The organism is Zhongshania aquimaris, assembly GCF_019312595.1.
Lineage (GTDB): Bacteria > Pseudomonadota > Gammaproteobacteria > Pseudomonadales > Spongiibacteraceae > Spongiibacter > Spongiibacter aquimaris.
This window is the reverse complement of sequence record NZ_JAHWDQ010000003.1, coordinates 33,840-48,393: the sequence shown is the minus strand read 5'-3', so window position 1 is coordinate 48,393 and position 14,554 is coordinate 33,840. Positions and strand designations below refer to the sequence as shown.

Sequence of the window (14,554 nt, the reverse complement as noted above, 5' to 3'; positions counted from 1 at the left end):
CATTAAAACCAGAAACGTAGGCCAATAAGCCAACTCATTGTCTCGGTATCTGTTCCAGAATCTCGACTGTACTCCGCCGTCTGGCCGTATTCCTTGTGGTAGTTTACACCAACATACGGCGCAAATTTCCTAGTGAATTCGTAACGTAGCCTGAGTCCCGTCTCTATATCGGACAAACCTTGTCCGGCGCCATTTTGACGATCGTTTCGACCGTGGATATTTACTTCAAACTCTGGCGAAAGTATCAGCTTTTGGGTAAATAAAAGCTCATATTCAGTGTCGAGTTTTAGTGCAGTTTGCCCCCGTTCACCAACATAGAAGGTTAGTTCAGTTTCGAAGAAATAGGGCGTTAGGCCCTGCAGCCCGAAAGCGAACCACTGACGATTTTCAGCGTCATTAAAATCCCCCCGCCAACCCGTTTGTATGTCCCAGTACGTCGATACTGCGTGGCTGTACAAGACCTCAACGCTACTGTCCTGTCGTTTCCCATCGCTATATTCACCACTGGTTTTAATCCAAAGCTTGTCGAAATCTCTGCCTACCCAAGCATCTACATTCCAAATTGCTGCGGTGTCATCTCCTATTTTGCTTTGCTCGAACTGTTTGAAAGACAGCATGCTGACAATCGGATCAGCTTCTGAATGAGCCCATGCATAGGGAGTAACGCTTGTAAGTAGACAGGCTAAAACGGGAGTCAAGAAACCGTATTTCATGATAGGTCTCCTTGTTCGGTAATGTGTACTTCTCGCATCATTCCCGGCATATGGTAGAGCAGGTGGCAGTGGTAGGCCCAGCGACCAACGGCGTCGGCGCTCACCAAGTAGCTTATTTTTGAGCCCGGTTGAACTATGACGGTATGTTTTTTAGGAATATGCATAGGATCGCCAGTTTCTAACTCACTCCACACCCCGTGCATATGTATAGGATGCGTCATCATAGAGTCATTAACCAAAACGATACGCAGCCGCTCCCCGTATTTAAATTGCAATGGCTCGGCATCGGCAAAGGGTATGCCGTTCATGGACCACATATAGCGTTCCATATTGCCTGTTAGATGCAATTGAATTTCCCGCTCGGGATCACGACGATCTTCGGTTTGATATAAATTGCGCAAATCGGAATAACGCAGTACTCGACGTCCGTAACGTTCTTGGTGATCTCGAAGACCGATGCCTGGGTCGCTTAAACCGTCCATTGGCGACTGTGAACGCATATCAACCTGCGGCCCAAATTCGGTGTTTACATGCGCTATTTTCCGCTGACTTCCCATACCCGCCGGGGCTGGTTTTTCGACAGGCATTTTGTGCATAGCATGCTGCATGTTCATGTCGCTATGCTGCCCCATGTGCATATTGTGTGTCATGCCAGACATATCATGGCCGCTATGATCCATACCTTGCATTGCACCTGCGCCCATATCGTGTCCAGACATAGCCATTCCCATATCTCTATGAGCGAGCAGGGGAGAATAGTCCATAGCTGGTACTTCGGCTTGCCAATCTAGATTCGGAGTTAAGGTGCCACGACAGTAACCACTCCGATCAATACTTTGCGCAAACACGCAATAGGCTCTGTCGTCACTCGGCTCCACGACAACGTCATAGGTTTCCGCGACACCTATACGAAATTCATCAACGCTAACTGGTTCGATATTTTGTCCGTCAGCGGCGACAACGGTCATTTTTAATCCGGGAATACGCACATCGAAGATAGTCATTGCAGCGCTATTTATAAATCGCAGCCTGACTTTTTCGCCGCGTTTAAATAGCCCCTGCCATCCCTGTTCAGGCGTATTCCCGTTCATAAGATAGGTATAGGTGTAGCCGGTGACATCGGCGATATCGGAACGACTCATGCGCATCTCATTCCACATGCGGCGGTCTGCCCAGCTTTGCGCTATGCCTTTATTCTTTATGTCTTGCCATAGGTCACTGACGGTAGCGTGTTTAAAATTGTAATAATCGCCGCGCTGCTTAAGGGTGGAGTAGATGTCTTCAGGTCGCTGATCTGACCAGTCCGAAAGTTGCACAACATAATCTCGGTCATAGCTTACCGGATCTGGATTTGCTGGTTCTATAACGATAGCGCCATAGACGCCCGTTTGTTCCTGAAATCCGGAGTGACTGTGATACCAATAGGTTCCGTTCTGCTGGACTTGGAAGGCATAGTCGAAATAACTTCCGGGCTTTATTCCGGCAAAGCTCATTCCCGGCACCCCATCCATACCCGAGGGCAGTATCATCCCGTGCCAGTGGAGGGAGCTATCGTGATGAAGGTGATTATGTACTCTAAGGGTAATATGTTCACCTTCCTTCCAGTGCAAAATCGGGCCGGGCACACTACCATTTATTGCGGTAGCTATGCGGTTGCTGCCGGTGAAATTTACCGCTTGATAGCCAATATTGAGATCGAAGTGACGTCCTCGCATGACCTCAGGTGATTTCATTTTCGGCGTATTCTCAGCGCCAATCGTCAATGGCACGCCGCCAATTCCAATTAAGGCACTCGCGCCGGCGGCACCTTTAACAAAGCGTCGGCGAGAAGGACTGTAGTGTGTTGTTTTCATAATAATTCCTAGAAAAGCTGTCGACCAAAGCAGCGGGTGACGAGCCTCAGATATGCTCGCTAAACGCTCCAAAGCGAATGCAGTTTTTGCAATACCCAAATAACGGGCGCAATAATGCTGTATTAGCCCAGAATTGGCGGCCTGAACAAGTAGGAGGAGAGTGATATAGTTTGTGAGGAGCGCAGCTGATCGCCGGCTTGTTGTAGAAACTTATCAGAATAAGTTAATGGGCTGATAAACAGCGCAGGGGCGGTGCAGTGACCAATACAGCAATCGCATTTTACATCGCAATTTGAATTGTGATCGCGCTCATGTGAGGACACGCCACTATCTTGATTATGTTTGCAATGACTGTTCATCGACAACGTCGGGTTATGCTCTTGTTGGCCAATATGCTGGTGTGAAAAAGGTGCCTCTGACGATATTGCTGAAGTTGAGACTGCCGACAAAGGCTGGACAATAGCAAATGTGACCTTGCTGAAAAATATCAGCAAAATCCAAAACGCGACTTTTTTACTACTGTATCTGCTCATGGCAATTTTTCTTTATGCCCAGTACATTGGCCATCGCGTTCTAGTCCAGAAAGAATAGGGCAATCGGCACGATTGTCGCCGTGGCAAGTCGAGGCTAATTCAGCCAGTAAATCTCGCATTGCAGTCAATTCGTGTATTTTAACATCTAATTCTTCAATATGTTCTGTTGCCAGCGCTTTAACATCGGCGCTGGCTCGATCACGATCGGCCCAAAGAGATAGCAACTGTTCTATTTTCGCAAGAGAGAAACCCAAAGATCGAGCGCTTTTTATAAAGCTCAGGCTATGGATGTCGCTCTGTGAATAAACCCGATACCCAGACGTAGTGCGCTCGGCCTCTTTAATTAGACCAAGCGATTCATAATGACGAATCATTTTTACAGATATGCCGCTGGCCCTCGCAGCGTCGCCAATATTCATAGTAAATTTACCTCTGTGTACCCTATTTCATCACAACCGTACAGTATTTGACCAATCTCAAGCCTTCGGTTTCCAACGTTTTAACAATAGTGCATTGCTAATGACACTTACGCTACTAAACGCCATGGCTGCGCCTGCAATGACTGGGCTGAGTAATCCACTTGCGGCCAAGGGAATTCCTAACAAATTATAGATAAATGCCCAGAATAAATTTTGGCGAATTTTTTGATAACTTCTTTTTGAAATATCTATCGCGTCTGCAATGAGTGCAGGGTCACCGCGCATTAACGTAATTCCCGCAGTATGGATCGCTACGTCTGTACCGGTTGCCATTGCTATGCCGACATCAGCGGCGGCTAAAGCAGGGGCATCATTGATACCGTCGCCCACCATGGCAACAATATTGTTTGCGTTACGCAAATCCCGAATGGCATCGGCTTTGCCCTCGGGGAGAACGTTGGCAATATAGTCTTGCAAACCCAGTTTTGCGGCAACCGCGCGGGCGCTACCTTCATTATCACCAGTGATCATCACCGTTTTTATACCCTTATTGTTAAGGCGTTCAATCGCTAACTTCGCAGAGGGCTTTATTTCATCGCCGAACGCAAGCAAACCGATCAAGCTAGGTGTGTCGCCACCTTCTGCAAGCCACGATATAGTACTGCCTTCATTCTCCAGTTCCTTGGCTTTCGCCTCTAAGTCAGTCAAAGACACTTTGGATTCTTGCATTAGGCGAGTATTGCCGAGTAAAAAAAACTTACCGTTCACAGTGGCCGATACTCCGCGTCCGGCAAGGGCTTTCGATTCCCTTGCGGATGCAATAGAAAGCGCTTTGTCGGCAGCCTCGTTAAGAATCGCCTGAGCCAATGGGTGATCACTGCCTTTTTGGATTGAGGCAGCGATGCTTAGCAGTCTGTCAGTATCGCCGTCGCTAGCAATGTACTCTCGTAAGCTGGGCTTGCCGATGGTCAGCGTGCCAGTTTTATCGAACACCACGGTGTTGACGTTATGGGCATATTCCAAGGCTTGTGCGTCTTTAATGAGAATGCCATGTTTAGCGGCAACCCCAGTACCGGTCATGATCGCTGCCGGTGTCGCGAGACCTAGTGCGCAGGGACATGCGATAACCAACACCGCCACTGAATTGATGATGGCACTTTGAATATCGCCGTTATACAAAAACCAGCTCACTAAGGTGGCAATGGCGATGGCTATGACCACCGGCACAAATACCATACTCACTTTATCTACAAGGCTTTGAATGGGCGCTTTCGCAGCTTGCGCGCTCTCTACTAAGTGAATAATGCGCGAAAGCGTTGTTTCTGCTCCTATCGATGTCGTTTTAATGAGGAGTAATGCATCCGTATTGATGACGCCGCCAGCCACAGAATCACCTTGGGATTTATGCACTGGCATACTCTCGCCGGTAATCATCGACTCGTCTAGATAGCCACTGCCTTCCACTATTGAGCCATCGACGGGAACACTTTCACCAGGTTTTACAACGACAATATCACCGACGCGTATTTGCTCTATAGGCGTGTCGGTGTCTACCTCATTTTGACGAAGTCGCGCGGTGTTGGGGCGCAGGGATTGCAATGCTTTTATCGCTTCGGTGGTTTGCTGTTTAGCGCGCCGTTCCAACCATTTACCAAGAAGTATTAAAGTGATGACAACGGCTGAGGCTTCAAAATAATAGTGCCCCATCGTGTGACTCGGTTGAATGACATACTGTTTGAACAATTCGAATACACTCAGGCCGTAGCTTGCACTCGTACCGATGGCAACTAGCAAATCCATATTCCCGGTACGTGCCTTTAGTGCAAACCATGCCGCGCGATAGAAGCGGGCACCAAGCCAAAACTGGATTGGTGTGGCAATCAAAAATTGCAACCAAGGCGGGGGCATAAAATCGAAGCCCACGCTACTTGCCAGCATTCCTAGAACCAGGGGCGCAGATAAGCAGGCTGCAATCAATAAATGGCGAGTTTCCTTGTTCTGCTCGGTTTCTGAGTTTTGACTCTGATTATTAACCCCGTTATTACGTTCGTTACTTGGTATTTCAGCGGCTGTCGCCGTATAGCCGGATTCGGCGACGGCTGAAACAAGGTCTGACATCGTAACGCGGCCTTGCAGGACCTGCACATATGCGGATTCTGTCGCTAAGTTAACACTCGCATTTACGACACCAGCCATTTTATATATTGATTTTTCTACTCGCCCGACGCAAGACGCGCAGCTCATACCACTTATACGAATTTGAAATTCCTCGGTAGCTACCGAGTAACCTGCATTATTTACCGTCGTGCATAGAGTCTGCAGCGAAACGTCTTTATTCGCTGAGACATACGCAGATTCCGTTGCAAGATTCACCTGCACTGAAACAACACCATCCGTCGCCCTAAGCGACTTTTCAACTCGCCCCACGCATGAAGAGCAGCTCATACCCAATATGGGAAGCTCTATATCCGGCAATTCCATATTTTGTGCTGACATGTTGTACTCCATAAACCAAAGTTTGATTCAATGATATGGAGGGTAATGCCTCCCATCATGGGAGGGTCAAGCGTCATAAAACGTGTCATTATGTTTTTGACACTTGCACTAGATCGAGTGATGGACAAACATTACGCCCTTGTAAGGTCTGCTGCACGATACTTTTTAATCTTGCCAATACTGAATGAAACTTGTTTCCTCTATGATGTATCGAATGCAAGACGTATTAGCTAACAAAAATTTCGACAAGGAAAAAAAATGGGGGCTGCTCGTCAGTTACTAGTTTGTTTAAATTTAATGTGTATCACTATCATTAGTCATGCAGACCAACTTTCTGTTGCTGTTGCATCGAACTTCACCGCCGCGATGCGACAGCTCGGCGACGAATTTGGAGAGACAACTGGTCACTCCCTCAATGTATCCTATGGTTCTTCCGGAAAATTTTATGCGCAAATACGCCACGGTGCGCCATTTCAGGTTTTTCTGTCTGCCGACCAAACAAAACCAGAGGCGTTAATAAAGGCCGGGTTAGTTACCCCTAAAAATCGATTTACCTACGCTGTTGGCGCCTTAGCGCTTTGGTCATCTAAATCGGACTTTGTGGATGAAAATGGCGAGGTTTTGCGTTTAGGACACTTTAATAAATTAGCCTTGGCTAACCCCTTACTGGCACCATACGGCACCGCTGCGCTCGATGTGTTACGTCATTTATCTCTTGAAAACTCAACTCGTAATTCCTGGGTAACGGGCGAAAACATTGCCCAAACGTACCAATTTGTTAGTACGGGTAACGCTGATATTGGCTTTGTCGCGGTGTCTCAGATTATGAAAAACAGCGTGCTGAAAAGTGGTTCTGCTTGGATTGTGCCCCCAAAACTTTATCGTCCAATCAAGCAAGACGCAGTACTGCTTAAAGCGGGAGAAAATAGTATTGCGGCTAAGGAATTTATCGCTTTTTTAAAATCGGAAAAAGCTAAGACCATTATTCGCTCTTTTGGCTATGGACTTGTGGAATAGTCTGTTTGAGCGGATCTGCTAGACGCCACAATATTTATTTTTACCGTTTACGACATTTAATGATGATGTTGGGATAGTTCAGATTGGTGGTCATCACGACAAGATTCATCGGGGAATTCAAACTCGATGGTTGTGTGGCTTAGGGGGAGGCCTTTCATCGCGCTGGCTATCAATGTTTTTAAGCGCAGTAATTCGGTTTGCTGGTAATGTTGTTTTAATAGCAAGTGCGCCGTTAACACATGTTGCTCGCCATCGAGTGACCAAAGGTGCAGGTGGTGTATATCACTGACGTGCTCCAGCTCGGCTAAATTTTCTAGAATCTGCTCACGCAATTGATGATCCGGCGTTGCCTGTAAAAATAAGCGCAGGGTTTCTGTTAGGTTTTTGGCTACGTTAAATAAAATAAAAAGCGTAAAGCCTATTGATAAAACCGGGTCTAAAATCGGTAATTCAATAAACATCAACACAATAGACACAAGGAATATCGCCAGCCAACCTAAAACATCTTCAAGCAAATGCCAATTTAGCATTCGCTCATTTAGGGTTTTACCGTCATTTAGTTTGTATGCTGCGAAGCCATTCACCGCAATACCCAATACTGACAAACCGAGCATACCCGCTGCGTCCGGCATTTGGGGATTCATCAGCCGCGGTATTGCTTCACTTAGCACCCACAAAGAACCCAATACTAAAATTACACCATTAATTAAAGCGCCCAATAAGGAAAGGCGACTAAAGCCATAACTGAAGCGCTTATTGGCTTCTTTGGTGCCAAGTTTGTTTAGCCACCACGCCATGCCTATGGCTAGACAATCGCCGAGATCATGTACCGCATCTGCCATAATCGCGGTGCTATTCGTTAAGCAGCCACCGATAAATTCAATGATGGTAAAGCAGAAGTTAAGGGCAAAAGCCCATCCTATGCGTTCAGAAGCGGTATGATGATGGTGATGGTCGTGCATTGACTTCGCCTTCCCAGAACTGGTTTTTACAATTATCTACTGCTCTTGAGGTTAAGCGCTTTGCTCAAAGTAGGGAAGTTTTTTACGCCCTAGATTTGCTCAGGGTATACCCAAGTAACGACGGCGTTAGCGAGTTGCTGCCAGTGAACGGTGACGGTATATCCTCTTAAAAGGTGCATTGAAAGATCATGGCGTAAGGTAAATGCCAAACTGTTGTCGTCAAGATTAATGCTTGAAAGACGAACATCAAGAAAATCAAAATAGCGTCCAACAGCGGGGCAAAGCGCTTTAAATAGCGACTCTTTTGCAGAGAAAATCAAGGTCAGGGCGAATTCTGGCTGTTCAAAATAAGTCGACGTTAAGCTAATTTCAGCTGACGACATAATATTTTCTCCCATTATATCTACGTCATCATTGCCAATAAGCGATTCTACATCTATCCCTAGTCTGACTGGCGAATGCAGGTTTGCTGGTCGCGGCATCATCAAACAATAAGCATGTCCGTTGTGGTGACTTATGGAGCCAAGGACTGAATTGGGCCAAAGCGGTTCGCGAAGATTGCCTATAGCTATTGTTTGTGGTTTTAGGCCTAAGTCGATAAACGCCTGCTCTGCGGCGATACGGCCCGCAATAAACTCCGCCTTGCGCAGCGCCGATGCGGAATGAAATGCGCGGGGAAAGGGCACTTGATGGTGGATATATAGATCGTCGCTATACCGGTTTACATCGAAGCGATAATGGGTACAAATGCCCTGAAATTTAGGCATCGCGATATTATCAGCCCTATGTGCGAAGTTTACCGCTGGTGTTATCGCGCTCAATGTTAAACAGTTGATGTTGTAGTTTCTGAGCCATCGGTGATTTTACTTGTGCCCCCACTATTCATTCCGCAAGGTTTACCAATGTCACTTGTGCTACCGCGATCAGTTCTAGCCGGCTCAGAAGTAGGTTGGCTAGCAGATGGTCCGAGCAATTCCCACTGGCGAAGCAATTCAATTGCGGTTCTAACGCCATCTTCTCTTGCGATTTCCTGCGCGAGCTTACGCGCGCTATTTTGCATAGAAAGGGCGCTTGCCTCTGCAATAGCGTCGACGAAGCCTGCGGCGCTAAGTGATTTGCGTTTAAGCATTTTGGGCGCGACGCCATTTTGAGCAAGGCGCCATGCCCAGAAAGGCTGGTCGCCAAAAAAGGGGATGACCACTGACGGTATCCCGGCCCTAATTGCCGCGGCTGTCGTACCTGCGCCCCCATGATGTACCGCTAAGGCCATTTGAGGAAACAGCCAGTCGTGCGGCGCCGCGTCGATAACAATGATATTTTCATTGTCTTGAACTTGTGCCGCGAGTCCGCCCCAGCCTGTGGCAATAATGGCTCGGCGGCCGCTTCTCGCAATGGCCTCGTATATTATTGCACTTAGATTATCAGTGTCGTCACTTAGCATACTGCCAAAGCCCAAGTAGATTGGTTTCTCGCCGGCAGCTAAAAAACCCAGTAATTCCTCTGACGCTCGCCATTGCGACTCACCGCTCAAAAACCAGTTTCCACATACCTGTACGCCAGTAGGCCAGCTTGACGAGGGCGGCAGTAAAGCGGGGCTGAAGCCGTAAAGAATGCGTCGATCTTGCTTTTTCTGGCGGTAATAAGGGCCATACCAGGGCAAGGCGCTAAGTTTTAAAGATTTGCGAACAGGCCCATAGGCTGCGCTCAGCATTCGCCAGGTAACCGCGCGCAAAAAGTGGTAAAGCAGCTCGTTGATAGCGCCGTTGCGGGGGTTGTCCGGCGGGGTGAGCATCATCGGCGGAATGTCAGGGCAGGGCGTTACTGGCTGCAAATGCGTCTCGACAGCGGGGATATTCAGGGCCTCGCCAAGAGAGTTAGCCAGCACAGCCATCATACCATTGCCGAGTAATAGCTCAGCCCCCTCTGCAGCGGCTAAGCCTTCTTCCGCCCAGTGCTGTGCCATCTCTTTCAGATGAGCGCGGGCGGTATTCATTAATTTTAGCGGATTCAATCCGCGTTGAATTGCACGCGGATCCTTGGCCATTACTTCAAGAAAGTCAGCGCTTAATGGCGAATAACTAAGACCGTGATTTTTTACCAAGGCTTCACAGGTTTTACCGCTGGCAATACAGACTTTGTGGCCCTCGGCCTGCAAGCCGATTCCTAATGCAATAAAAGGTCGTACGTCACCCTGGGTGCCAATACTAAAAATCGTGATATTCATTATTACTTTGGTTTCCGCGTAAAACGCTTTACTTAAACTACATCTCTATACGAAACGTATTCCCAGGCGTGTATTTTTAAAAACACTCGTGTAATCAGGCTTTGATAGATTGCGCTATTAATGGGCCTATGATCTCTAAAGGCTGGGCGTCAAACATCTGCTGGTGATGACAGTCCACAGAGTGCACGCTCAACTTAGCTACGTGCTCGCGCCAAACCTCGGCATTATTGTGCAACACGCTATTCATATCCGTTTCTGCTGTTTGTGATGCCGCAATAAATAGCATGTCGGCATTGATCTTTCCGGGCACAAACTCTCTTGAAATAGCGAGGTTGTTCTCGATGATCTGTTTGACCTCGTCAATAATATCGCCGTTGCTTTGCTTCATTTCTTTCACAAAAGGCAAATTATAAATATCGTACTCGCGACAAAGTAAGTCGGTGAGTGCGGCCATAGTTTCCGATCCAGACGGCAGTGATGTGGTTGGCAGTCCCATGAAGTTTAGAGCACTACAAACAAGCTGAGCCTCACTGCTAGGAGTTTGGTTCTGAATATACGGATAAGCATCTAGCACAGTCAGATGGCTTACCTGCTCGCCGTCCTCTTCTAAGCGCCTAGTAATTTCGTGTGCTAACAAGCCGCCTAGGGACCAGCCCAATAATTTATAAGGGCCTGCTGGCTGCACGTGGCGGATATGCTCAATGTAATCAGCGGCCATTTCGCCAATGCTTTGCGGTAAACCAATAGCATCACTACTATGAAATTCCTCACTTAAGCCTCTGGCCTGTATACCGTAAAGCAGCTGCTCACTAGCTAAATATTTGCCAAGGCCGCTATAGGCCCAACTCAAACCTATCACTGGGTGAATACAAAACAGTGGGTTTGTTGTGCCGGTGGTTTTAAGCGGAAGCACGATACCTAGTGGATCGACGTTTTGCTGGTTCTCCAGCTGCTCACTTAGCTCGGCGATGGTACTGGCTTCAAATATTGCGGCAAGCGGGATATCGCGTTTGGTCAGTTCTCGTAATTTTGACACCATCTTTGCCGCGGTAAGGGAGTCACCGCCGAGATCGAAAAAGCTATCGTGGACACCGATGCGTTCTATATTAAAGACCTCACACCAGAGCTTAGCGAGCTGAGCTTCTAACTCGTTACGCGGAGCGATATATTCATGACTTACTTGCCACTGGGGGGCTGGAAGTGCGTTGCGGTCTAATTTGCCATTAACATTGGTAGGCAAAGAATCAACGCACATAAATATCGATGGAATCATATAATCTGGCAGCGCTTGTTCCAATCGCTTGCGCAGTACCGTCGTGTCTATTTCTGCTAAAAGATTGTTGTCCAATTGCACTGGCACAATGTGCGCGACAAGTTTTTTCTCACCATGTGGGTTTTCACGAAGCGTAACGACGGCTTGTTGGACACCGTCGCAACGTTGGATCTTAGCTTCTACTTCTTCGGCTTCAACACGGAAGCCGCGAATTTTGATTTGAAAATCATTTCGGCCAAGGTATTCGAGTACACCGTCTGATCGCCACCGCGCAAGGTCTCCGGTTTTATAGAGGCGGCCATCGCCAAAGGGATTGGCGAGGAAGCGCTCGGCAGTAAGCTCTGGCCGATGTAAATAGCCCTTTGCTACACCAGCACCGCCGATGAACAGTTCACCAATAGCACCCAGTGGCACAGGCTGCATGGCTTGATCTAACACATAGACTTTGGTATTTAAAATTGGCCGACCAATCGGTGGCGAGTCTAAATCGTCACCATCCAGGCGCATAATGGTTGACCAAATAGTGGTCTCAGTTGGTCCGTAAAGATTCACAATAGGGTGACCAAGCTTACGCATTTTATGTGCGAGTTGCGCCGGGAGAGCCTCACCGCCAACCAGTGCGCGGATGTTTCCCAATTGATCGGCATGATCGACAATTAAAGCCTGCCAGTGCGACGGTGTCGCTTGCATCACGGTAATACATTCTTTACTAATTAAGCTCGCTAATTTCGCAGGGTCTTTGGCGTGCTCCCGACTTGCAATAACCACTTCGGCGCCGGTTATTAAGGGCAAATAAAGCTCCAGTGCAGCAATATCAAAAGCTACAGTGGTGAGCGCAAGCAATTTATCAGTTGGCAGAACTTGCAGCTCATCTTGCATTGCCAGTAAAAAATTAAGTAAGCCTCGATGGCTGATCTCAACGCCTTTAGGGCGGCCGGTAGAACCCGATGTGTAGATTACATAGGCACTGGAGTCACCGTCTATCTCACGTGCCTTTGGCAGGTTCTGGGTAGAGCCTGATGGAGAGGGATTTAAATCCTTCGAAACATCTAAATTTAACACCGCGGTAGTGTTGCCAAGCAGTGTTTCACTAATTGTTGAATTTGAAATGAGAAGACTGGGCTTAGCTTCCTCTAAAATCATTTCCAGGCGCTCGGCAGGCGCAGTGGGATCGAGGGGAAGATAAGCCGCACCGGATTTCATGATAGCGAGCAAGCTAGTGGGCATTGAAATATCGCGAGGAAGGGCTATCGCCACTATATCACTAGTGCCTATACCGAGTTCTAACAAGGTTTGACTTAGTTCACATACATTGGCTTCTAGACGCTGATACGTGATTTTATCATCGCCGTAGGTGATAGCCGTGGCGTCTGGCGTTTTTGCAACCTGCTGTTCAAATAACGCCAATAAATTCGTGTTCGGTAGCGCTCTGTCTGTTGCATTCCAAGTATTCAGTAATTGATACGCTTCTTCGTCTGACAATAGATTTACTTTACCAATGGGCGTAGCCGAATCGCTCAGAATCGCGTTAATCAAGCGGACAAAACGATCGCGATGCACATCTAGTTCAAGTTGGGAATACAGTGCCGGGTTGGCGTCTAAGTCGATACGCAGGCCGTCGTACTCACCGCGATCGTATACAAAAATAGTGAGATCTTCGACCGTCCCATTGCTGACGTTGTGCGCGAGGCATTTGTGACCGCCAAACCTTAAGTCGTAATCAAAAGGTTCTATGTTCACGCCAACCCAAGAAATTTGCTGCCCTTGGCCCAATAAGCCTAATTCACGACGTAGATCTTCATAGCGAAATTGTTGATGCCGCAAAGAGCCGCGCACAGTTTTAGAAACTTGCTTGGCTAGGTCCGACAGGGTTAAATCAGACTCCATGGTTAATCGAATAGACACTGCATTGGCCATCATGGATGGAATACAGCGCATCTCTCTGTTGGCGCGCGCTGTGACCGGCATGCCGAATACTAAATCGTTAGCACCGGTCATACGGTATATGTACGCCGCAAAAAGGCTAATCAAAATCTGAGGCAAACTTGCCTTCGCTTGCAATCCTAGTGAACGTAGGGCTTTACTTGAATCTGGAGTGAGGCGAGCAGTGCTGCGCCGTAAACCACCGGCGCGAATGGCGTTGCGTCTCGTTAAGGACACTGGGTCTGGAAGCGATTTTAGTTGTTCCAACCAGTAGTTGCGGTCCCGATCATGGCGCGAAGATTCGCGATAGGATCGTTCTTGTTCTAGTTGTGCCGCCAAGGGTAAAAATGGACTAGCACCAATATCTCGCTCTTCCATCAAGGCGTTGTAGATGTCGGCGCAACGCCGTGAAATTATCCCTGCGCCGAAGCCGTCGAGTACTACATGGTGGCTGCGTTGATACCAGAAAAAGCACTGTTCATTGATCTTAAGTAGGGCGCAAAACCAAAGCGGATCACAGGCGAGATCAACGGGCTTACACAATTCCTCCATCATCCACGCTTCTGCCGATGCCCGCGGATCTTCAAAGGCACTCATGTCGATAAACGGAAATTCGCCTTTATAACTATCTAGTATTATCTGTTTTGGCCCAGCTTCGGTGTCGTGAATTTCTACCCGGGTCGTTTCGGCTTCTTTGGTGATTTGCTTTAGAGCAGCGATGAAAACAACGGGATTAATGTCGCCGAGAATTTCGCAGTATTCAGCGATATTGTATATCGCGTCTTTGGGTCCAATTTTTTCGCCAAACCACAGGCCGCGTTGAGACTGCGCCAGTGGCAAAAATCGAGGCTCCGGTGATACCAGTGGGCGACCCGTCGACCGGTTGGGTTTAAGATCGTTAAAGGCCAGAGCGTCGATGGCTACGTAGTTAGCATCTTTGCCGGATCTACTCTGTGAAGTAGTAGTTGATTTTGCGGCTATGCTTTCGGTCATTTTACTAGTCTCAATTTAGGCGTATTACATATAAATAAGTTGATGCAGGTTACGCATTTATTTTCTTATAAATTTCCGACAGCAGGAAAAAGGGGCTGGCTCAAATCTGAGAAAAGCGCTGAAATACTGGCGTTTTACGGTGTAACCC

Annotated in this window: 9 protein-coding genes; 1 reads left to right on the top strand and 8 read right to left on the bottom strand. The window is 47.8% G+C overall.

Annotated features, from left to right (window positions below; translation table 11 throughout):
- Positions 1-2 precede the first annotated feature (2 nt).
- From KXJ70_RS11815 to KXJ70_RS11800, 4 genes are all read right to left on the bottom strand, one after another.
- Positions 3-713 (bottom strand): copper resistance protein B, encoded by a 711-nt coding sequence (locus KXJ70_RS11815; RefSeq protein ID WP_219043721.1) that lies wholly within the window; start codon positions 711-713, stop codon positions 3-5.
- On the bottom strand, positions 710-2,566 hold the full coding sequence (locus tag KXJ70_RS11810; protein WP_255558441.1) for a copper resistance system multicopper oxidase: 1,857 nt from the start codon (positions 2,564-2,566) through the stop codon (positions 710-712). Before KXJ70_RS11810 ends, KXJ70_RS11815 begins: the two co-directional genes overlap by 4 nt.
- A 529-nt stretch (positions 2,567-3,095) precedes the next feature.
- Positions 3,096-3,518, bottom strand: a complete 423-nt coding sequence (gene cueR / locus KXJ70_RS11805) for a Cu(I)-responsive transcriptional regulator (protein WP_219043720.1) — start codon at positions 3,516-3,518, stop codon at positions 3,096-3,098.
- A gap of 57 nt (positions 3,519-3,575) precedes the next feature.
- Positions 3,576-6,014: a heavy metal translocating P-type ATPase gene (locus KXJ70_RS11800; protein WP_255558440.1), complete on the bottom strand. Its 2,439-nt coding sequence runs from the start codon at positions 6,012-6,014 to the stop codon at positions 3,576-3,578.
- Positions 6,015-6,272: 258 nt separating this feature from the next.
- On the opposite strand from KXJ70_RS11800, the gene modA reads away from it, so the two are divergent.
- Positions 6,273-7,031, top strand: a complete 759-nt coding sequence (gene modA, locus KXJ70_RS11795; RefSeq protein WP_255558439.1) for a molybdate ABC transporter substrate-binding protein — start codon at positions 6,273-6,275, stop codon at positions 7,029-7,031.
- A 56-nt stretch (positions 7,032-7,087) separates the two neighbouring features.
- Here modA and KXJ70_RS11790 read toward each other — a convergent pair whose 3' ends face one another.
- From KXJ70_RS11790 to KXJ70_RS11775, 4 genes are all read right to left on the bottom strand, one after another.
- Entirely contained in the window at positions 7,088-7,993 is a 906-nt protein-coding gene (locus KXJ70_RS11790; protein ID WP_219043719.1) for a cation diffusion facilitator family transporter, read from the bottom strand.
- Positions 7,994-8,082: 89 nt separating this feature from the next.
- The gene (locus KXJ70_RS11785) at positions 8,083-8,760 is read right to left on the bottom strand and encodes a 4'-phosphopantetheinyl transferase family protein (RefSeq protein WP_219043718.1); all 678 of its coding nucleotides are present in this window, start codon (positions 8,758-8,760) and stop codon (positions 8,083-8,085) included.
- Positions 8,761-8,816: 56 nt separating this feature from the next.
- Positions 8,817-10,217: a glycosyltransferase gene (locus KXJ70_RS11780; RefSeq protein WP_219043717.1), complete on the bottom strand. Its 1,401-nt coding sequence runs from the start codon at positions 10,215-10,217 to the stop codon at positions 8,817-8,819.
- 94 nt (positions 10,218-10,311) lie between these two features.
- Positions 10,312-14,406, bottom strand: coding sequence for a non-ribosomal peptide synthetase (locus KXJ70_RS11775; protein ID WP_219043716.1), 4,095 nt, complete (start codon positions 14,404-14,406; stop codon positions 10,312-10,314).
- Positions 14,407-14,554: the final 148 nt, after the last annotated feature.

What these genes read in the sequence shown, in the direction of transcription:
- KXJ70_RS11785 (WP_219043718.1), bottom strand. Translation starts at nt 8,760, where the DNA reads ATGCCTAAATTTCAGGGCATTTGTACCCATTATCGCTTCGATGTAAAC.
- KXJ70_RS11790 (WP_219043719.1), bottom strand. Translation starts at nt 7,993, where the DNA reads ATGCACGACCATCACCATCATCATACCGCTTCTGAACGCATAGGATGG.
- KXJ70_RS11775 (WP_219043716.1), bottom strand. Translation starts at nt 14,406, where the DNA reads ATGACCGAAAGCATAGCCGCAAAATCAACTACTACTTCACAGAGTAGA.
- KXJ70_RS11800 (WP_255558440.1), bottom strand. Translation starts at nt 6,014, where the DNA reads ATGTCAGCACAAAATATGGAATTGCCGGATATAGAGCTTCCCATATTG.
- modA (WP_255558439.1), top strand. Translation starts at nt 6,273, where the DNA reads ATGGGGGCTGCTCGTCAGTTACTAGTTTGTTTAAATTTAATGTGTATC.
- KXJ70_RS11810 (WP_255558441.1), bottom strand. Translation starts at nt 2,566, where the DNA reads ATGAAAACAACACACTACAGTCCTTCTCGCCGACGCTTTGTTAAAGGT.
- KXJ70_RS11815 (WP_219043721.1), bottom strand. Translation starts at nt 713, where the DNA reads ATGAAATACGGTTTCTTGACTCCCGTTTTAGCCTGTCTACTTACAAGC.
- KXJ70_RS11780 (WP_219043717.1), bottom strand. Translation starts at nt 10,217, where the DNA reads ATGAATATCACGATTTTTAGTATTGGCACCCAGGGTGACGTACGACCT.
- cueR (WP_219043720.1), bottom strand. Translation starts at nt 3,518, where the DNA reads ATGAATATTGGCGACGCTGCGAGGGCCAGCGGCATATCTGTAAAAATG.